This is a genomic window from Amycolatopsis ponsaeliensis, from assembly GCF_030182635.1.
Lineage (GTDB): Bacteria > Actinomycetota > Actinomycetes > Mycobacteriales > Pseudonocardiaceae > Amycolatopsis > Amycolatopsis ponsaeliensis.
This window is the reverse complement of the sequence record NZ_JAPZLD010000046.1, coordinates 1-17,755: the sequence shown is the minus strand read 5'-3', so window position 1 is coordinate 17,755 and position 17,755 is coordinate 1. Positions and strand designations below refer to the sequence as shown.

Annotated in this window: 23 protein-coding genes; 9 read left to right on the top strand and 14 right to left on the bottom strand. The window is 72.0% G+C overall.

The window, feature by feature from the left end; translation table 11 throughout:
* Positions 1-65 precede the first annotated feature (65 nt).
* The 7 genes from QQ657_RS44595 to QQ657_RS44565 are packed head-to-tail and all read right to left on the bottom strand — an operon-like array spanning position 66 to position 4,771.
* Complete coding sequence (locus QQ657_RS44595) at positions 66-332, bottom strand: hypothetical protein (RefSeq protein WP_284748445.1); 267 nt, start codon at positions 330-332, stop codon at positions 66-68.
* 7 nt (positions 333-339) lie between these two features.
* The gene (locus QQ657_RS44590) at positions 340-705 is read right to left on the bottom strand and encodes a GntR family transcriptional regulator (protein ID WP_284748444.1); all 366 of its coding nucleotides are present in this window, start codon (positions 703-705) and stop codon (positions 340-342) included.
* Complete coding sequence (locus QQ657_RS44585) at positions 702-1,136, bottom strand: hypothetical protein (protein WP_284748443.1); 435 nt, start codon at positions 1,134-1,136, stop codon at positions 702-704. Before QQ657_RS44585 ends, QQ657_RS44590 begins: the two co-directional genes overlap by 4 nt.
* Positions 1,137-1,160: 24 nt before the next feature.
* On the bottom strand, positions 1,161-1,706 hold the full coding sequence (locus QQ657_RS44580) for an NUDIX hydrolase (RefSeq protein ID WP_284748442.1): 546 nt from the start codon (positions 1,704-1,706) through the stop codon (positions 1,161-1,163).
* Positions 1,703-3,097, bottom strand: coding sequence for a coenzyme F420-0:L-glutamate ligase (locus tag QQ657_RS44575; RefSeq protein WP_284748441.1), 1,395 nt, complete (start codon positions 3,095-3,097; stop codon positions 1,703-1,705). The genes QQ657_RS44580 and QQ657_RS44575 overlap by 4 nt, the downstream gene beginning before the upstream one ends.
* Positions 3,033-4,022 carry a 2-phospho-L-lactate transferase gene (gene cofD, locus QQ657_RS44570; RefSeq protein WP_284748440.1) on the bottom strand — a complete coding sequence of 330 codons (990 nt, stop codon included), beginning with the start codon at positions 4,020-4,022 and terminating at the stop codon, positions 3,033-3,035. Before cofD ends, QQ657_RS44575 begins: the two co-directional genes overlap by 65 nt.
* The gene (locus QQ657_RS44565; protein ID WP_284748439.1) at positions 4,019-4,771 is read right to left on the bottom strand and encodes a GNAT family N-acetyltransferase; all 753 of its coding nucleotides are present in this window, start codon (positions 4,769-4,771) and stop codon (positions 4,019-4,021) included. Before QQ657_RS44565 ends, cofD begins: the two co-directional genes overlap by 4 nt.
* Positions 4,772-4,830: 59 nt before the next feature.
* Here QQ657_RS44565 and QQ657_RS44560 point away from each other — a divergent pair, with 59 nt between their 5' ends.
* The 4 genes from QQ657_RS44560 (at position 4,831) to QQ657_RS44545 (ending at position 6,878) form a co-directional block, all read left to right on the top strand.
* Positions 4,831-5,013: a hypothetical protein gene (locus QQ657_RS44560; protein WP_284748438.1), complete on the top strand. Its 183-nt coding sequence runs from the start codon at positions 4,831-4,833 to the stop codon at positions 5,011-5,013.
* Positions 5,014-5,126: 113 nt separating this feature from the next.
* The gene (gene fdxA, locus QQ657_RS44555) at positions 5,127-5,447 is read left to right on the top strand and encodes a ferredoxin (RefSeq protein ID WP_003083029.1); all 321 of its coding nucleotides are present in this window, start codon (positions 5,127-5,129) and stop codon (positions 5,445-5,447) included.
* Complete coding sequence (dapC, locus tag QQ657_RS44550) at positions 5,444-6,535, top strand: succinyldiaminopimelate transaminase (protein ID WP_284748437.1); 1,092 nt, start codon at positions 5,444-5,446, stop codon at positions 6,533-6,535. The genes fdxA and dapC overlap by 4 nt, the downstream gene beginning before the upstream one ends.
* A gap of 37 nt (positions 6,536-6,572) precedes the next feature.
* Entirely contained in the window at positions 6,573-6,878 is a 306-nt protein-coding gene (locus QQ657_RS44545) for an antibiotic biosynthesis monooxygenase (RefSeq protein WP_284748436.1), read from the top strand.
* Here the strand turns inward: QQ657_RS44545 and QQ657_RS44540 are convergent.
* A complete protein-coding gene (locus tag QQ657_RS44540; RefSeq protein WP_284748435.1) occupies positions 6,839-7,753 on the bottom strand; it encodes a ketopantoate reductase family protein in 915 nt (304 codons plus the stop codon). The genes QQ657_RS44545 and QQ657_RS44540 overlap by 40 nt on opposite strands.
* 57 nt (positions 7,754-7,810) lie before the next feature.
* Between QQ657_RS44540 and QQ657_RS44535 the strand changes: the two genes are divergently transcribed.
* Entirely contained in the window at positions 7,811-8,446 is a 636-nt protein-coding gene (locus QQ657_RS44535) for a TetR/AcrR family transcriptional regulator (protein WP_284748434.1), read from the top strand.
* On the opposite strand, the gene QQ657_RS44530 is transcribed toward QQ657_RS44535, so the two are convergent.
* On the bottom strand, positions 8,427-9,074 hold the full coding sequence (locus QQ657_RS44530; RefSeq protein ID WP_284748433.1) for a TetR/AcrR family transcriptional regulator: 648 nt from the start codon (positions 9,072-9,074) through the stop codon (positions 8,427-8,429). The genes QQ657_RS44535 and QQ657_RS44530 overlap by 20 nt on opposite strands.
* A 44-nt stretch (positions 9,075-9,118) precedes the next feature.
* On the opposite strand from QQ657_RS44530, the gene QQ657_RS44525 reads away from it, so the two are divergent.
* Complete coding sequence (locus QQ657_RS44525; RefSeq protein WP_284748432.1) at positions 9,119-10,525, top strand: FAD-dependent monooxygenase; 1,407 nt, start codon at positions 9,119-9,121, stop codon at positions 10,523-10,525.
* Here QQ657_RS44525 and QQ657_RS44520 read toward each other — a convergent pair whose 3' ends face one another.
* From QQ657_RS44520 to QQ657_RS44505, 4 genes are all read right to left on the bottom strand, one after another.
* Positions 10,526-10,702: a hypothetical protein gene (locus QQ657_RS44520; protein ID WP_284748431.1), complete on the bottom strand. Its 177-nt coding sequence runs from the start codon at positions 10,700-10,702 to the stop codon at positions 10,526-10,528.
* A 133-nt stretch (positions 10,703-10,835) separates the two neighbouring features.
* Positions 10,836-11,771: a CHAD domain-containing protein gene (locus QQ657_RS44515; RefSeq protein ID WP_284748430.1), complete on the bottom strand. Its 936-nt coding sequence runs from the start codon at positions 11,769-11,771 to the stop codon at positions 10,836-10,838.
* Positions 11,772-11,799: 28 nt separating this feature from the next.
* Positions 11,800-12,783, bottom strand: coding sequence for a 2,3,4,5-tetrahydropyridine-2,6-dicarboxylate N-succinyltransferase (gene dapD, locus QQ657_RS44510; RefSeq protein ID WP_284748429.1), 984 nt, complete (start codon positions 12,781-12,783; stop codon positions 11,800-11,802).
* A gap of 28 nt (positions 12,784-12,811) precedes the next feature.
* Positions 12,812-13,219, bottom strand: a complete 408-nt coding sequence (locus QQ657_RS44505) for a hypothetical protein (RefSeq protein ID WP_284748515.1) — start codon at positions 13,217-13,219, stop codon at positions 12,812-12,814.
* A 44-nt stretch (positions 13,220-13,263) separates the two neighbouring features.
* Here QQ657_RS44505 and dapE point away from each other — a divergent pair, with 44 nt between their 5' ends.
* The 3 genes from dapE to QQ657_RS44490 all read left to right on the top strand — a co-directional run bounded on the left by dapE (position 13,264) and on the right by QQ657_RS44490 (position 16,366).
* A complete protein-coding gene (gene dapE, locus QQ657_RS44500) occupies positions 13,264-14,334 on the top strand; it encodes a succinyl-diaminopimelate desuccinylase (protein ID WP_284748428.1) in 1,071 nt (356 codons plus the stop codon).
* A gap of 118 nt (positions 14,335-14,452) precedes the next feature.
* Entirely contained in the window at positions 14,453-15,253 is an 801-nt protein-coding gene (locus QQ657_RS44495; protein WP_284748427.1) for a DUF3152 domain-containing protein, read from the top strand.
* 9 nt (positions 15,254-15,262) lie between these two features.
* Positions 15,263-16,366 carry an NADAR family protein gene (locus tag QQ657_RS44490; RefSeq protein ID WP_284748426.1) on the top strand — a complete coding sequence of 368 codons (1,104 nt, stop codon included), beginning with the start codon at positions 15,263-15,265 and terminating at the stop codon, positions 16,364-16,366.
* 36 nt (positions 16,367-16,402) lie between these two features.
* Here the strand turns inward: QQ657_RS44490 and QQ657_RS44485 are convergent, their stop codons facing one another.
* Positions 16,403-17,455 carry a chitinase gene (locus QQ657_RS44485; protein ID WP_284748425.1) on the bottom strand — a complete coding sequence of 351 codons (1,053 nt, stop codon included), beginning with the start codon at positions 17,453-17,455 and terminating at the stop codon, positions 16,403-16,405.
* Between the last annotated feature and the right edge of the window lie 300 nt (positions 17,456-17,755).

Genomic DNA, 17,755 nt, shown 5'->3' with positions numbered 1-17,755 from the left:
CGGAATGCCATGAAGGGCACCCTCATGGCTTTTACGTCCATGAGGGTGCCCTTCATGGCACCCGGCTACTGCTGCGGCGGGTAGGGCGGCTGCTGACCCGGGTGGGGCGGGTACGGCTGCTGGCCCGGATATCCCTGCTGCGGCGGGTATCCCGGCGGCTGCTGGCTCGGATAGCCCGGCTGGGGCGGATAAGGCGGCGGGTAACCCGGGTACCCCTGCTGCGGCGGGTACGGCGGCGGCTTCGGCTTGTTGTTCACGGTGATCAGGACGACCACCACCGTCGCGACCAGAGCGATCGGCACCAGGATGATCAGGAGCAACAGCACGCTCATTCGGTGATCAGCTCTTCCCTTCGTCGAGTGCGGCGCGGGCGATCGCGAGCGCTTCCGCGTCGGCCAGGCCCAGCTTGCGGGTGAGCGCAGCGTATTCGGCCGCGGCCTGCTGGGCGCGGCGGCGGCTCTGGTCGCCCGAAGCCGCGACGAAGCTGCCCGCCCGGCCGCGCGTTTCGATCAGCCCGGCTTCCTCCAGCTCGCGGTACGCGCGGGCCACCGTGTTCGGGGCGATCCCCAGGTCGGCCGCGAGCTGCCGGACCGTGGGCAGCTTCGTGCCGACCGCCAGCGAACGGTCGTTGATCCGCGTCGCGAGCCCGGACCGGACCTGCTCGAACGGCGGGACGGGCGAACCGCTGTCGAAGGGGATGATCACCAGCTCTGCGGACCCGCTCCCGGGCCCGGCGGCCGCTGCCCGTACGGCCCCTGCGGCGCGTACTGCTGCTGGGGCATCGGCTGTGACGGCGGGTACCCGGGCTGCTGCGGAACCGGCTGCGAAGGCGGGAACCCCTGCTGCTGCGGCGCGAAACCCTGCCGCGGCGGATACGGCTGCTGCGGCGCGGGGAACCCCGCGGATCCCGGCGGCGGCGCGAACCCTTGCTGCGGCGGGAAGTTCGCCGCGGGCGGGAACTGCCCGCCGTTCTTCATCGCCTCTTCGCGGCGCATCTTCGACACCCGGACCGCCACCACGATCACGAACACGATGATCGCCAGGATCAGCAGGCCGACGACGATGTAGCCGAACACCCCGCTGTCCCCACCGCTGCCTGAGTGGTAGTGCACCCGCTCGAGGAACTGCGTAGCCATGTGGTCCTCCCTCCGGGCCCCAGGCTAGTGCCCGGCACCGACAGGAACGGCCGCTTTCACCAGATCGGCGAGATCTTCCGACCCCGCCGGGAGCGCGTCGGCCGGCCACCACCGCAGGTCGTCGGACTCGTCGCTGCGCACCGGCGAAGCCCCCGCCGGGGCGTGCACCGCGTACCGGACGTCGAAGTGCCGCGTCGGCACGCCGAGGGAGCACGTGATCGGGTGGACGTCCAGGTGCACCGGCTCGGCGGAGATCCGCAGCCCGGCCATGCCGGACTCCTCGGTGGCCTCCCGCAGGGCGGCCCCGGCCAGCGAGACGTCGGAAGGTTCGCAGTGCCCGCCGAGCTGCAGCCAGCGGCCGACCCGCGGGTGCAGCGTGAGCAGCACCCGCGTTCCGGTGTGGTCCAGGACCACCGCCGACGCCGTGAGGTGCCCGGCCTCGCACGAGCGGCGGCAGGAATCCTCGCGTGCCGCGAGGAACCCGAGGAACGCCTGCCGCAGCGACTCCTGGGAAGCGAGGGCGGGCCGCCACGAATCCAGCGTCGTGACAGCGTCTTCGTGCAGGCTCACAGCTCCAGCAGTCCTTCCCCGGGGGTGATCGGCCCGCGCGGGCCCGGGTCCGACGCGGGGACGCCGATCGCGACCGAGCCGAGCGGCTGCCAGCGCTCGCCGAGGCCGAGGACGTCCCGGACGATGTCCGCGGCGAAGATCGTCGACCCGATCCAGCACGAACCGAGCCCTTCGGCCGCCAGCGCGACCAGCAGGCCCTGCACCGCGGCGCCGCCGGCGACGGTGAACATCGTCTTCTCGCAGTCGTTGCGGCGGGCGTCGCGGTAGGTGTGCGCGCCGTCCGGCACGAGGAACGGGATGACGATTTCCGGGGCCCGGTAAAGGATGTCGCCGCGGTTGAGCCGTTTCGCGACCTGCTCCGGCGTGAATTCGTCGCCGTTCAGGTCGGCTTGCCACGATTCGCGCATCGCGTCGAGCAGCTGCTTGCGCTTCCCGCCGTCGCGCAGCCACACGAACCGCACCGGGTGCGTGTGGTGCGGTGCGGGCGCGGTCAGTGCGGAGGCCACCGCGCGGCGCATCGCGGCGGGGTCCACCGGCTCGTCGGCGAACTGCCGCACCGAACGCCGGGCCGGCACCGCAGCCCGCCGCCCCTGCTCGATGGCCTCGTTCGTGCCCAGCCGGAAGAGGTCCTCCTCGAGCGGGCGGACCAGGTTCCGCGCCGTCGAGCCGTCGTCGAAGATGTCCAGGCCGCGCACGACCGCGACCGGCGTGCCGCCGAGCTTGCCCTTGACCAGGTCGGCGGCCGCGGCGAGCTCGTCGGCGACCGCGACCTCGGTGACGGCCAGCTCGTTGCCCTGCCCGTCGACCTCGCCGCGGTAGGCGTGCAGCACGCGCAGCCCGGACGAGCCGATCGCGGCGTCGGTCTGCCCGACCCGCCACGCGCGGCCCATCGTGTCCGTGACGACCACCGCGACCTCGACGCCGATCCGCTCGCGCAACCCGTTGCGCAGGGCCAGGGCCGACGCGTCCGGGTCGGCCGGCAGCAGCGCGACCTCGTCGCCCTCGACGTTCGACGCGTCGATGCCCGACGCCGCCTGCACGATCCCCAGGTGGTTCTGGGTGATCACCGTGCGCGCGATCCGCGCGACCACCCGGATGGCTTCGCGCTCGACGAGCTTCCGGCGCTCGGCGTCGCGGACCTCGGGGTCGGCGGGCACCTTGACGAGCCTGCCTTCGGCCTTCGAGACGATCTTGCTGGTCACGACGAGGACGTCACCGGAGCGCAGCCAGGGCGCGGCCTTGACGATCGCGCCGGTCAGGTCGTCGCCGGGGCGGAACTCCGGCAGCCCGCTGACGGGCAGGATTTCGAGCTTGGGGGAGGCGTGGTCAGTCAACAGGGGCTCCGGCCAGTTCGAGGGCGGCGCGGGCCATCGCCGCGGTCGCGTCCACATCGGACATCAGCAGCGGGACGTCGCGGACGGTCACACCCGGCACGTCCGCCGTCTCGCCTTCCGCGATCAGCCAGCCGTCGAGGACGCCGTCGGCCTTGCGCGAGCCGTAGTGCCGGCCCACCGCTTCCGCCGACGTCTCGACGCCGATCGCGGTCAGGCACGCGTCGGCCATCCCGCGCAGCGCCTTGCCGCCGATGATCGGCGACACCCCGACGACACCCGCTGACGTCTTGCGCAGCGCGTCCCGGACCCCGGGCACGCCCAGCACGGTGCCCACCGACACGACCGGGTTCGACGGCGCGAACAGCACGGCGTCCGCGTTCTTGAGCGCGTCGAGCACGCCGGGCGCGGGCTTGGCCTCGTCGGCGCCGACGGCGACGATCGAGTGCGCCTTCGGCTCGGCGCGGTAGCGCACCCACCACTCCTGGAAGTGCACGGCCTTCTGCTGGCCGTCCTGCTCCGGGTCGTCGATGACGACGTGCGTCTCGACGCGGTCGTCCGACATCGGCAGCAGCCGGACGCCGGGCTGCCAGCGGTCGCACAGGGCCTCGGTCACCGCCGAGAGCGGGTAGCCCGCGCGCAGCATCCGCGACCGGATCAGGTGGGTGGCGATGTCCTTGTCGCCGAGGCCGAACCAGCTCGGCTCGGCGCCGTAGGCGGCCAGCTCCTCCTTGACGACCCAGGTCTCGCCCGAGTGCCCCCAGCCGCGGTCCTTGTCGATCCCGCCGCCCAGCGTGTACATGCAGGTGTCCAGGTCGGGACAGATCCGCAGCCCGTGCATCCAGACGTCGTCGCCGGTGTTGACCAGCGCCGTCACCTCGTGCTCCGAGCTGGAACTTCCTTCGGCGGGCATGCCCAAAGCCGCCTTGACACCCAGCAGGAAGCGGGCCCCGCCCACTCCGCCGACCACTACCACGATCTTCACGACGTCGAATCCTCGCACGAGCCGGGTGCGGGCACCCAGTACCGGTATCTGTGGTGCGGGGCGTAGCCGAGCCCCGCGTAGAGCGCGAGCGCGCCCGAGTTCCCCTCCGCCACCTGCAACACCGCCTGGTCCGCTCCGTGTTCCGCACCCCACGCGTGCAGGGCGCCCATCAGCGCCGACGCGAGCCCGCGGCGCCGGAAGGCGGGGTCGACCTCGAGGCGGCCGACGTGCAGCCAGCCGTCGACCAGGGCCCCGCGCACGACGCCGGCGGTGGCGCCGTCGAGCGTCGCGACGCCGTAGCCGACCTTCCCGCCGGTCAGGACGCTCCGGGCGGCCTCGGTGTCCTCGCCGGGGCCGAGCGTGAGCTCCCACCAGGCGGGCGTCGGCTCGTCGTGCACTTCGACGCCGTCGAGCGCGGATGTGCCGGTGAGCGGGGCGGTGAGCACGACGACCTCGTGACCGCGGTGGTGCCGGGTCGCCTGGGACCAGCCCTCGGCGACGATCGCGTGCTCGTTCGGGCTGTCGCGGATCACCTGCACCATCGGCTGAATCCCCCGATCGTGGGCGAAGTCACACACCGCGCGCAGCGCCTCGGGGACGGGCCGGCCGGGGTCGCCGACGGCGAGTGCGCTGTTCGCGCGGCCGGTGAACCCGTCCGCCCAGCGCAGCCGCCAGTTCCCCAAGGGTTCTTCGAGCAGTGGCGGCCATGCTCTGCTGCAGGCGATTTCGAGCGTCTCGGGTGCGTTCACGGCTAGATTGTCCCCAAGGCCGCGAACGACGCGGAGCGGATTTTCCGAGGAGGTGGGCCGTGGGCATCCAGCGCAAGGACGAGCGGCACAACGAGAAGCTCGTCGACGAGATCTCCGAGGGGTTCAACCGCGCCGTGGGGGAGAAGAAGCCCGAAAATGACGCGGACGAGGCGCCCAAGCCGCGCTTCGTCATCACCGGCGACGCCCGGGCCACCCCGCCCTCGCGCCGCCGGGAGAGGTGAGCACGCGCCATACCCGGGGTATGGCTAAGGCTTGCCTCACCAACCGAACGGGTGGCCGAACCGCGTAGTGTCGGCCACGACTGGCTGTTTGCAGAGAAAAGCAGGAGTGCGCAGTGACCTACGTGATCGCCGAGCCCTGCGTCGACGTGCTCGACAAGGCGTGTATCGACGAGTGCCCCGTGGACTGCATCTACGAGGGCGAGCGGATGCTGTACATCCACCCCGACGAGTGCGTCGACTGCGGCGCCTGCGAGCCGGTCTGCCCGGTCGAGGCGATCTACTACGAGGACGACGTCCCCGACAACTGGTCGGACTACACCAAGGCCAACGTCGACTTCTTCGACGAGCTGGGCTCGCCCGGCGGCGCGTCCAAGGTGGGCAAGACCGCGCACGACCCGGCGTTCATCAAGGCGCTGCCCCCGCAGGGCGAATGAGCCGGGTCGCGCTGCCCGACTTCCCCTGGGATTCGCTCGCCGAGGTCAAGGCCAAGGCGAGCGCGCACCCCGGCGGGGTGGTCGACCTCTCCATCGGCACGCCGGTCGACCCGGTCCCGGCCGGCATCCGCGACGCGCTCGCGTCCGTGTCGGACATCCCGGGCTACCCGACGACGCACGGCATCCCGGCCCTGCGCGCGGCGGCCATCGCCGCGTTGGGCCGTCGGCACGGCATCACCGGCATCGAGGCGGACGCGGTGCTCCCGACGATCGGGTCGAAGGAGGCCGTGGCCTGGCTGCCGCGGCTGCTCGGCTTCGGTCCCGGCGACGTCGTGGTCATCCCGGAGCTGGCCTACCCGACGTACGAGGTCGGGGTGCTGCTGGCGGGCGCGTCGATCCTGCGCTCCGACGGCCTGACCGCGCTCGGCCCGCAGAAGCCCGCGATGATCTGGCTGAACTCGCCGTCCAACCCGACCGGCAAGGTGCTCCCGGTGGAGCACCTGCGCAAGGTCGTCGAGTGGGCCCGCGAGCGCGACGTCGTCGTGGTGTCCGACGAGTGCTACCTGGCTCTGGGCTGGGAGACCTCGCCGCTGTCGGTGCTGCATCCGGACGTATGCGACGGCCGGATGGACGGCCTGATCGCGGTGCATTCGCTGTCCAAGTCCGCGAACCTGGCCAGCTATCGCGCCGGGTTCCTGACCGGCGACCCGAAGCTGATCGCGCAGCTGCTGGAGATCCGCAAGCACGCGGGCATGATCGTGCCGCGCCCGGTCCAGGAGGCGATGGTCGCCGCCCTGACCGACGACGAGGCCCTCGCCGCCCAGCGCGAGCGGTACGCCCGGCGCCGGCTGGCGCTGCGGAAGGCGTTGCAGGACAACGGTTTCCGGATCGACCACTCCGAGGCCGGGCTGTACCTGTGGGCGACCAGGGACGAGTCCTCTTCGGCGACGGTCGAGTGGCTGGCCGACCGCGGGATCCTGGTGGCCCCGGGAACGTTCTACGGCCCCAAGGGCGGCAAGCACGTCCGCGTCGCGCTGACCGCGACGGACGAGCGCGTCGACTCCGCCGTGGAGCGCCTCACCGCTTAAGACCGAAACTGTCGGTGCTCCCGGCTAGGTTGCGGTTGTGACGACGATCGAGCTGGCCCGGTTCCGGGTCGAAGACGCCGCGGTGGACCGGCTGGTGGCCGAGCGCCCGGCGATGGTCGAGGCGATGCGCCGGCGGTTCCCCGGCTGCCTCGCCGCGTACCTGACCCGCGAGGACGACGGCCGCTGGCTGGACGTCGTCCTGTGGCGCAGTCGCGCCGAGGCTGAGGAAGCGGCCCGGTCGATCGACACGGTGCCCGAGTGTGCCGCCTGGTTTCGGCACATCAGCGCGTCTTCGGGGCTGCGTCACGTCGAAGTCGTCGACGCCTGGCCGGACCCCGCCTGAGGCCCGGCGGTCGCGGTCAACGCACGGAGCTGTTCGGCCAGCCGATCGAGCTCGGCCGTCGCCGCGGGCGCGGTGCTGCTGAGCCCGCTGTGCACGGCCGTCGAGCTCCGCAAGAAGCGCCGCAGCACGGCCACGAGCAGTCCTTCCGGCAGGGCCCGCAACGCGACGAACCCGCGCGGGACCAGCGGCATCGGCAGGGCGCCCAGGTTCCGCCGCATGAGGCGGAGCATGCCGCGGACCGCGGCCGGATCGCCGGCCAGCGCCACCGGACCGCCGGCCGCCTCCACCGCCTGTCCGAGCGGCACTTCGAACGCGGCGTGCGTCTTGAGCCAGGCGTCCATCCGCGGCTGGGCCTTGGCGTTGATCCCGGCGCGGCGGAACGTCCGCACGATCCGGTCCACGCGCGGGGTGAGCCGGCCGTCGGGTTCGCCGATCGGTATCGGGACCAGGCGGGTCAGCGGGCCGGCCGCGCGGTGGCGGACCACATCGCCGTCCATCGTGCCGCCGTCCGAGGGAAAGCCGAGCAGTACCCGCTCGTGACCGAGCACCGCGCCCAGCGGCTCCGCGCCGGCGGCCCAGTTGAGCAGGAACAGCACGTCGCCTTCGACGTCGGCGAGTGACTCCAGCACCGCGTCGACCTGATGGGCGCGGACGAAGACGGCGATCAGGTCGTACCCGCCGGCCGGGTGCTCGACCACCGGCACCCCGACCCGCTTGACGTCCGGGCTGTCCTCCTCGGCGAGCAGCACGCCGTGCCGGCGCAGGGCGGCCAGGCGTTCTCCCCGGGCGAGGAGCGAGACGTCGTGCCCGGCCTCGTGCATGCGGGCGGCGGCCACGCTGCCGGTGACCCCGGCGCCGTAAACGAGCAGCTTCATGACGACCTCATTCATTCATACGTTCGTTTGATTCATACGTCCGTATAGTAGCCACACGTGGCGCCACCCGACACCCGCTCCCAGCTCCTCGACGCGGCCGAACGCCTCTTCGCCGAGCACGGTTTCCGCGGCGCCTCGGTCCGCGCGATCACCGATCTCGCCGGAGCGAACCTGGCCGCGATCGGGTACCACTTCGGTTCGAAGGCGGAGCTCTTGGCCGCGGTCGTGCGCCGGGTGGTCGAACCCATCAACGTCGCCCAGGCCGCCGGGCTCGACCGGCTGCTGGCCCGGACCCCGGACCCGCCGGTCGCCGAACTGGTCGAGGCCTTCGCGGGACCGTTGTTCGACGCGATGCTGGCGGGCGACGAGGGCGGCGCCCGGACGTCCCGGCTGATCATGCGGATCTTCGGCGACCCGGCCGAGGAGATGCGTGCCTGGACCGGCTCGGCCGAGGCGACGATCCGCGATCGCTACCTGGCGGCCTTCGGGCAGGCGCTGCCCGGCCTTTCCGCGGGGGAGCTGTGGTTCCGGATCCGGGGGATCCTCGCCGTGGCGGCGGTGGACCGCGTCGACGGCTACAACGAGACGTCGCCGGACTGCCGGTCCCCGGCGGCGGGCGAACCGGCCCGGCGCTGGGCGATCACGTTCCTGGCGGCGGCGATGAGCGCGCCGCCTAGTAGTCCCGGCCCGTGAACCCGCGGTAGACGAACCGGGTGAGTGCCTCGATCGCCTCTTCGTCGGTCGGCGGTGCCCACCCGGCCGGGGCCGGGTCGAGCAGCCACATCTGCGCGAAGCTGTCGACCAGCTGGTACATCATCGCGATCGACAGCTCCGTGCTCGCCGGCAGCCGCATCCCGGCCGCCGTGACGTGTGCCAGGTGGCCGTTGAGGTCCGATGCCTGGGTCGCGCCGAAGCTTGCCAGCGTGCGGGCGAACGCGTCGTTGACCATCGACGCCTGGCGCAGCGCCTGCATCGTCGACGCGTGCTCCTTGTAGAAGTCCCAGTACTGGGCCACGTGCCAGCGCACCGCCGCCGGGTCGCTGAAGTCCGACAGGTGCCCCTCGGTCAGCGCGCTTTCGTCGCCTGAGGCCGCGATGTCGGCGAGGAGTGACTCGAGCAGCTCCTCCTTGCCCGCGAAGTGGTTGTAGAACGACCCCGCGGCGCGGCCCGCCTCGGCGGTGATGTCCGTGATCTTCGTGTTCAGGTAGCCCTTCCGCGCGAACACGCGCCGGGCCGCCGCCTTCAGCGCGGTCTCGGTCTCGGCTGCCTTCTCCTTGCGGTTCACCGCCACCTCCTTGACGCCGGACGCTAGCAGTGCCATTCTGAATCCAGATTCACTGAATTTCAATTCACTGGGAGGACGAGATGGACACTCGGGTGCTGATCGCGGGGGCGGGGCCGACCGGGCTGACGCTGGCCATCGAGCTGGCGCGGCGCGACGTCGCCGTGCGGATCATCGACAAGGCCGAGACGTACTTCGTGGGCTCGCGCGGCGACGGGCTCCAGCCGCGCACGCTGGAGGTCTTCGAGGACCTCGGCGTCCTCGACGCGGTGCTCGCGGCGGGGGCCGCGCCGGTGCCGATGAAGATCCACCTCGGCGGCGAGGTCGTCGGCGAGCGGATGATGTTCGACCCGGTCGAGCCGACGCCGGCGAAGCCGTACCCGACCGGCTGGTTCCTCGGCCAGTCGCAGACCGAGGGCATCCTGCGCGACCGGCTGGCCGAGTTCGGCGTGCGCGTCGAGCTGAACACCGCGCTGGCCGGCTTCGAGCAGGACGCCGACGGTGTCACGGCCACGCTGAGCACGGGCGAGACCGTCCGCGCCGAGTACCTGGTCGGGGCCGACGGCGGCAAGAGCTTCGTCCGCAAGACGCTGGGGATCGCGTTCGAGGGCAGCACCGACGAGTCGATCCGGATGCTGCTCGGCGACGTCCACGCCGAGGGGCTGGACCGCGCGTACGGGCACTGGTTCGCGGCGCCGGAGGACCCGATGAGCGGCATGATGTTCAGCCCGCTGCCGGGCACGCCGTGGTTCCAGTTCGGCGCGCCGCTCGGTGACGGCGAGCTGGACGTCGAGACGGCCCTGCCCGCGGTCCAGGCCCGGCTCGACGCGTTGAGCGGCGGCACCGTCAAGCTGTCCGACCTGGCCTGGTCGACGGTGTGGCGGCCGAACGTCCGGCTCGCGGCGCGCTTCCGCGACGGCCGGGTCTTCCTGGCCGGCGACGCGGCGCACGTCCACCCGCCGACCGGCGGCCAGGGCCTGAACACCGGCGTCGGAGACGGCTACAACCTGGGCTGGAAGCTCGCCGACGGCTCACCCGAGCTGATCGACAGCTACGAGGCCGAGCGCCGCGCGAACGCGGCGCGGGTGCTGGGGATTTCGACGGAGCTGATGCAGAAGTACGTCGACGGCGACGAGGACGCGCACAAGCGCGGCGAGGACACCCAGCAGCTGGACATCAGCTACCGCGGCGGCCCGCTGTCCCCGGCCGGCACCGGCGCGCTGCGGCCCGGTGACCGCGCCCCGGACGCGCCGCTGGTCGACGCGAACGGCAAGCGCGTGCGGCTGTTCGAGCTGTTCCGCGGCCCGCACGCGACGGAGCTGGTCTTCGGCGACGGGCCTTCGGAGGGGTACCGGATCCTGCCGGCCGGCAGCGTCGCGACGGGCACCGACCTGGTCGACGAGGGTGGCCACGCGTACGCGGCGTACGAGGCCGAGGGCGGCCGGCGGGTGCTCATCCGGCCGGACGGGTACGTCTGGACGATCGACTGATCACGACATCCCGCCGTGCGTGGAGTTGTCGTAGGTGCCGTTCGGCTTGGCGCGGTACGGGTAGCGCCCGAGCTTCCGCCCGCGCCGCACCCGGCGGCCCAGCAGGACGCCGACCGTGAGGATGACCAGGAAGAGCAGGACCACGCCGCCGATGCCCAGGGTCAGTGCCGTCGCCATCAGCCGAGCCTACGGCTCTCGGCACCGGGTCCAGGGCGGCCGAAATGCCCGGCTCCGCACGTCTTGAATGAGTCATTCAGGTCTTCGGAGGTCCTGAATGACTCATTCAAGACCTTTCGGCAGGCGCACCCGGTCAGGCGTGCAGGGCCTTCGCGGCGTCGTCGACCGCGGCCCAGGAGGCGCGCCAGGTCGCCCGGGCCTCGGCGCGGCGGGCCAGCTCGCGCTCGGCGATCCGGCCGGCGACGAAGCCGACCTCGCCGTCCGCCGTCTCCAGCACCGTGCGCATCCGCTCGGCCGCGATCACCGCGTCCTGGTGGTCGCCGAGCACCGTCTGGAAGTCCCGCGTCGCCTTGATCAGCTTCTTGATCCGCTTGGCCCGCTTCTTCTTCGCCGACGTCTGGGCCAGCTCGGCGGCGTAGCGCAGCTTCTTGCCGTGGATGCGCAGGGCGTGCAGGTCGTCGTCCGGCGGGTCGGCGGGCAGCGCGCGGACGGCCTTCGAGAGCTTGCGGTGCGGCTTCGCCAGCCCGGCGACCAGGTCGTGCCGCTCTTCCGCCGCCGTCGAGGCCGGCGTGCCCCGGGTCAGCAGGCTGACCTCCTGCAGCAACGTCGAGTAGCGCGCGCTCGACAGCGCCCGGGTCAGCCGCCGTTTCGCCGCGGCGCGCTCGGTGACGAACAGGGACACCAGCCGGCGCCCGGCGGGCTGGTCGCGGACCTCGAAGTCGGCGATGACCTCGCGCACGTGCCCGATCAGGACGTCGTGGTCCCGCACCTCGCCGAGCGACTGCCCGAGCCAGCCCAGCTCCGCGCGCACCGGCTCGGCGCCGTCCCCGACCAGCCGCCCGGACAGCTTGAGCACGCTGCGCATCCGCCGCAGGGCCACGCGCATCTGGTGCAGGTCCTCGGGGTCGGCGCCCGAGCGCGTACCCGGTTCGTACGCGAGCAGCGCGCGGATTTCCCGGTCGAGCTTGGCCCGCACGTGGTGAACCGCCGGATCCGCCGGGCCCGCCTCGACCGGAAGCTCCGGCAGGCCCAGCTCGGCCGGGGTACGAGGCAACGAATCGGTGGTCACCCCATGAATACTAAGTGAATTCCGCCGCTCAGTCGTTCGCGTGCAGGATCGAGTTCAGCTCGACGCCGGACCCCGTGCGCGGCACGACCTCGACCGCGCCGGTGCCCGAATTGCGGCGGAAGACCACGCCCGAGACGTTGTTGAGCTCGCGGGCCTTGACGACCTTGCCGTCGACGACGACCTTCGTCCCCGCCGTCACGTACAGCCCGGCCTCGACGACCGTGTCGTCGCCCAGGGAGATCCCGACGCCGCCGTTCGCGCCGATCAGGCAGCGCTCGCCCAGCGAGATCGTCTCCTTGCCACCGCCCGAGAGCGTGCCCATGATCGACGCGCCGCCGCCGACGTCCGAGCCGTCGCCGACCACCACGCCGGCCGAGATCCGGCCCTCGACCATCGACGCGCCGAGCGTGCCGGCGTTGAAGTTCACGAAGCCCTCGTGCATCACGGTCGTGCCGGACGCCAGGTGCGCGCCGAGCCGGACGCGGTCCGCGTCGCCGATCCGGACGCCGGCCGGCACGACGTAGTCGACCATCCGCGGGAACTTGTCGACGCTGTAGACGGTCACCGCGCCACGCGAGCGCAGCCGCAGCCGCGTCGTCTCGAAGCCTTCGACCGGGCACGGGCCGTGGTTGGTCCACACGACGTTCGCCAGCAGGCCGAAGATGCCGTCGATGTTCTGGCCGTGCGGGCGGACCAGCCGGTGCGAGAGCAGGTGCAGCCGCAGGTACATGTCGTGCGTGTCGGCCGGGGCGTCGGCGAGCTTGCCGATCGTGGTCCGGACGGCGACGACCTCGACCCCGCGGTCGGTGTCCGGGCCGAGCAGCGCCGCGGCGGCCTCGCCGAGCACCTCGGTGGCCTCTTCCTTGCTCAGCCGTTCCGTGCCCGCGGTGCCGCCGTCGGTCAACTTCGGCTGCGGGTACCAGGTGTCGAGGACCGTCCCGTCGGTCGCGACGGTGGCCAGCCCGACGCCGCTGGCGCCGGTCGTTTCGGGGTTCGGGCTCTGCTCGCTCACGGCCCACACGGTAGTCGAGTGACGCGGATCAACCAGTCGTGGGCCGGGCGTCGACCTGCTTCTTCAGACCGGACAGAGCAGCGGCGACGTCGACCAGCGCCTGCGTGCAGGGGCCGCCCGCGTCGGGCACGGTCGTGCACCCGGCGCTGCGGAACGCCTTGACTGCCGTGTCCAGCTTGTCGGCTTCGGCGACCAGTTGCGGGTCGCGGTCGTCCGCGCGCTTGCGGGCCGTGCCCGGGACGTTGGCGACCTCCGTGACGTACTTCTCACAGCCCTTCGGCAGCTGGGTGCGCGGGCTCGCGAAGCACTGGTCCGCGGTCAGCGCGTCCAGCTTCGTCGGGAGCGCGTCCGGGCCGGGTTCGCCGCCCTGCTTGGGGGTCGGGCCGGCTTCGTTTCCGCAGCCGGACAGGACCAGGACCAGCAACGCGCCGCCCACGGCGACCGGGAACCTACGCACACCCTCACGGTAGCGTGCCGGGCATGAGCCTCGACCTGCACGCCGACCCCGTCGACCTGACCGCCGCGCTCGTGGACGTCTTCAGCGTCTCGGGCAGCGAGGCCGAGCTGGCGACGCTCGTGCAGGAAGCGCTCGAGAAGCAGGCGCAGCACCTCGAAGTGACCCGCAACGGCGACGCGGTCCTCGCGCGCACGAACCTCGGCCGCGCGTCGCGGGTCGTGCTCGCCGGGCACCTGGACACCGTGCCGGAAAACGGCAATCTGCCTTCGCGGCGCGAAGGCACCGGCGACGACGAGATCCTGCACGGCCTCGGCACGGTCGACATGAAGGGCGGCGACGCGGTGTTCCTGCACCTCGCGGCGACGCTGCCGGAGCCGAAGCACGACGTCACCTTTGTCTTCTACGACAACGAAGAGATCGAAGCGGTCAAGAACGGCCTCGGCCGGATCGAGCGCGAGCTGCCGGAGTGGCTGGCCGGCGACCTGGCGATCGTCGGCGAGCCGTCGAACGGCGTGATCGAGGCGGGCTGCCAGGGCACGATGCGCGTCGAGCTGCGGCTCGCGGGCAAGCGCGCGCACACCGCGCGGGCGTGGATGGGGGAGAACGCGATCCACGCGCTGGCCGAGCCCCTGCGGCGGCTGGCGGAGTACACGCCGCGGGTCGTGGACATCGACGGGCTGACGTACCGCGAAGGCCTGCAGGCGACGTCGATCGGCGGCGGCGTGGCGGGCAACGTGGTCCCGGATTCGGCGGTGCTGACGGTGAACCACCGCTTCGCCCCGGACCGCGACCCGGCGGCGGCGGAGCGTCACGTGCGCGAGGTGTTCGACGGCTACGAACTGTCCGTTGTGGACCTTTCGCCGGGTGCGCTGCCGGGGCTGTCGGCCCCGGCGGCGGCGGAACTGGTGGCCGCGGCGGGCGGCCGCGCGGCGGCGAAGCTGGGATGGACGGACGTGGCCCGCTTCGCGGCGCTGGGGATGCCGGCGGTGAACTTCGGCCCGGGCAACCCGACCTTGGCCCACACCAAGCAGGAGAACGTCCGGACGGCGGAGATCCGCCAGGTGACCGAAGTCCTGCGCAAGTTCCTGTCCTGAGTGGTCGTCGTCACACTAGGGTGTGCTGAGCTGCGGTGACGCTCCGGCGCCGGACGTCACCGCAACTTTTCCGCGTTGCCGGCCGTATCTCCCGGTGAGGGTGAATCCGGGAGGGATCATGTCCAAAACCGCGAGACGGGCGGCGGCCGTCGCCGTGCTCGCGCTGGCGGTCGTCGGTGCTCTCACCGCCTGTGAGCAGCAGCCCGTCGCCGCGCCCGCGGCCGGCCCGATCGTCACCGCCATCGGGGATGCCACCGCGCTGCCGCCGCCGCCCGCCGAACAACCGCAGCAGCCGGTGCAGCAGAACGCCGAGGTCGCCGTCACCTTCCCGCGGACCGGCTCCGGCCAGTGGATGTTCACCCCGGGCAGCGACGAGGTGGCGGGCACGCAGGGCAAGCTCATGCGCTACCGGATCGCGCTCGAGACCGACATCGACGGCGTCGGGCCGGCCGCGTTCGCCAAGGCCATCCGCGGCATCCTCGGCGACCCGCGTGGCTGGACCGGCGGTGGCGAGTGGCGGCTGCAGCAGGTCGGGCCCGAAGACGACGCCGACTTCACCATTTACCTGGCCACCCCGGCCAGCCGCGACAAGCTGTGCGGCGGCTCCCCGGACGGCTACACGTCCTGCCGCAACGGCAGCAACGTCGTGCTCAACGTCGCCCGCTGGGCCAACGCCGTCCCGAACTACGGCGCCCCGCTGGACGTCTACCGCCAGTACATGGTCACCCACGAGACCGGGCACCGGCTCGGCCACGGCCACGAGCTGTGCCCGGGCCCGGGCCGGCCGGCGCCGGTGATGGAGCAGCAGACGCTCGGGCTGCACGGCTGCGTCCCGAACCCGTGGCCGTTCCCGAACGGCCGTGCGTACGCCGGCCCGTCGGGCGAGTACGACGACCCCATCCCGGCCGGCGACTCCTAGGCTTGCCGCATGCCGGACACCACTCCGACCTGGCGCCCCGTCGAGGACGACGTCGTCCAGGGGCGGCAACGCCTGATCTTCGTCAACGAACACGACAGCTGCAGCCTGACCACTCTCGCCGTCTACGCCGACGGCGTCGTCGAGTGGCCGTGGGAGACGACCGACTTCGACGGCCTCCGCACCGCATTCGCCGACGGCACCCTGACCCTGACCCCACCCGAGGACGCGAGGGTCATCGTGAACGGCACCGCCGCCGGCACCGCGCGGCTGGAGTCCTGGTTGACACCCGAACTCCTCATCGCGGACCTCTCCGACGAGGTGGATCGGCTCAACGACCGCCCGGATTCCTCCGGGCGCTGCCGGGACGCACTGGCCGCGTATGCCGCCGAGCCGAGCCCGGCCAACCTGGAGATCGTCCGCCAGCGGTACCACGCGGTGCCCGAACACCGGCGGATCTTCATGCTCGGCGACATGGACCAGAACGACGTCCCGGTGCGGATCCTGCTCGCCGAGGTGGGCGAGACGATCCCGGCCCGGAGCGAAGGCGCGACGCTCACGGTGACCCCGGAGGTCCGGGAGCGGGCGCTCGACTACTTCCGCCGGAGCGAGGCCGGTGTCGCCAGGGAGCAGGCGCGGCGGGTGGCGGACGGACCGGAGACGACCGTCCCGCTGGTCGTGGGCGGCACCGTTTACCCGAGCGGCTGGCCCGATCCGGCGGGTCTCGAGGTCCTGCAGACCGACTACCCGGCGGCGGTGACACACGGCGGGCGGGAGTACGCGAGCGTCATGCACGCCTACTGGGCGCTGTCCGCCGCCGACGCCGGCCGGCACGATCGGATCGCCGCCGCCTCCCGTGGCCTCGACGCCCGGACCCTCGGCGAAGAGGCGCCCCGGCGGCCGGGCTGGCCGGCGGCCCGGCTGGGGGTGATGGCCGCGCTGCTGCGGGAGAAGTTCGAGCGCCACCCGGCGATGGCGGCGACGTTGCTGGGCACGGGTGACGCCCGCCTGCTCTACGACGACTGGGCTTCGAAGTACTGGAGCTCGAGCGGCGCCAACTGGCTGGGGCGGCTCCTGGAAGTCGTCCGTTCCGAGCTGGCGACTCGTGAGTGGTAGGGGCGGCTCGGAAACCGCCCTACCGCTCACGACGTCTCAGCGGCCCTGCAACGACTTGACGTTGTCGCCGAAGGTCCAGCCCTTCGAGCCGTCCCAGTTGATCGACCAGTCCATCAGGCCCTTGATCCCCGGAACCGACCGCCACGCCTGGGAAACCAGGCTCGGCGACAGGTATCCACCACCCGCGCCGGGCTGGGCCGGCAGACCCGGGACCTGCTTGTCGTACGGCACCCGGATCGTCGTGCCCTGGATGACGAGCCCCTGGTTCAGGCACTGCGTCTGCACGGTGAAGCCCTGCACGGTCCCGGCCTGGTACGAATCGCCGGAGCAGCCGTACATGGACCCGTTGTAGTACTGCATGTTCAGCCACCACAGCCGGCCGTTGTCCGCGTACTTCTTGACGATCGGCAGGTACGCGCCCCAGATCGAGCCGTACGTGATGCTGCCGCCGGTGACGTACGCGGTTTCCGGCGCCATCGTCAGCCCGAAGTTCGACGGCATCTGCGCGAGGACGCCGTCGATGATCCGGATCAGGTTCGACTGCGACGCCGAGAGCGTCTTGATGTTGCCGCTGCCGGTCAGGCCGGTCTCGATGTCGATGTCGATCCCGTCGAAGTTGTACGCCTTGAGGATCGGCACGATCGTCGCGACGAACTTGTCGGCCACCGCCGACGAAGACAGGTCTATGCCGGCCGCCGCGCCGCCGATCGACATCAGGAGCGTGGCGCCCGCGGCCTTCGCCGCGCACATCTCGGTGGGCGTCGACACCTTGACGCCGGCGTCCATCCCGTTCTCCCACAACACGGTCCCGTCGGACCGGATCACCGGGAAGGCGGCGTTGATGACGTTGTAGCCGTGCTGTGCCATGCGGCTGTCGGTGATGGGCACCCAGCCCATGCCGGGGTGGACGCCGTTCGCGGCGCCGTCCCAGTTTTCCCAGTACCCCTGGAGGACCTTGCCCGCGGGCCGCGATTTCACCGCGCACGTGCCGGCCGACACCGCCCCCTGCGCGGGGGCCGGCACGAGCAGCGGGACGGCCAGCACCGCCGCCAGGAGGGTTCCGAAGAAGCGGGTTCTACGACCGGACATACCGGCTCCCATCGTCGTTGAGGGCGAACGCGGCGTGTCCGTCCACGATAGGGACCGGGGGAAAGCGCTGACTACCTACGAACGGGTGGTCTAGACAACTCCGGCAGGGCTGCCGAATGCCATGAGGGGCACCTTCATGGCTCTTAAGTGGCTCTTCGTACCGATGTGTGGGTGGTTGAGCGTGGCATGAAGGCGCACGCCGTTGTCCGGCTTAGTTTCTGGCTTGTCGAAGGTCAGCAACCAAGTGATCGGGGAACGGCGTGCGCAAGGCCAGCCTATGGCAGCGGCTGTTCAGTCTGG

What these genes read in the sequence shown, in the direction of transcription:
- dapC (WP_284748437.1), top strand. Translation starts at nt 5,444, where the DNA reads ATGAGCCGGGTCGCGCTGCCCGACTTCCCCTGGGATTCGCTCGCCGAG.
- QQ657_RS44585 (WP_284748443.1), bottom strand. Translation starts at nt 1,136, where the DNA reads ATGGCTACGCAGTTCCTCGAGCGGGTGCACTACCACTCAGGCAGCGGT.
- dapE (WP_284748428.1), top strand. Translation starts at nt 13,264, where the DNA reads ATGAGCCTCGACCTGCACGCCGACCCCGTCGACCTGACCGCCGCGCTC.
- QQ657_RS44540 (WP_284748435.1), bottom strand. Translation starts at nt 7,753, where the DNA reads ATGAAGCTGCTCGTTTACGGCGCCGGGGTCACCGGCAGCGTGGCCGCC.
- QQ657_RS44495 (WP_284748427.1), top strand. Translation starts at nt 14,453, where the DNA reads ATGTCCAAAACCGCGAGACGGGCGGCGGCCGTCGCCGTGCTCGCGCTG.
- QQ657_RS44595 (WP_284748445.1), bottom strand. Translation starts at nt 332, where the DNA reads ATGAGCGTGCTGTTGCTCCTGATCATCCTGGTGCCGATCGCTCTGGTC.
- QQ657_RS44490 (WP_284748426.1), top strand. Translation starts at nt 15,263, where the DNA reads ATGCCGGACACCACTCCGACCTGGCGCCCCGTCGAGGACGACGTCGTC.
- QQ657_RS44525 (WP_284748432.1), top strand. Translation starts at nt 9,119, where the DNA reads ATGGACACTCGGGTGCTGATCGCGGGGGCGGGGCCGACCGGGCTGACG.
- QQ657_RS44575 (WP_284748441.1), bottom strand. Translation starts at nt 3,097, where the DNA reads ATGTGGACGCGACCGCGGCGATGGCCCGCGCCGCCCTCGAACTGGCCG.
- QQ657_RS44485 (WP_284748425.1), bottom strand. Translation starts at nt 17,455, where the DNA reads ATGTCCGGTCGTAGAACCCGCTTCTTCGGAACCCTCCTGGCGGCGGTG.
- QQ657_RS44530 (WP_284748433.1), bottom strand. Translation starts at nt 9,074, where the DNA reads ATGGCACTGCTAGCGTCCGGCGTCAAGGAGGTGGCGGTGAACCGCAAG.
- QQ657_RS44520 (WP_284748431.1), bottom strand. Translation starts at nt 10,702, where the DNA reads ATGGCGACGGCACTGACCCTGGGCATCGGCGGCGTGGTCCTGCTCTTC.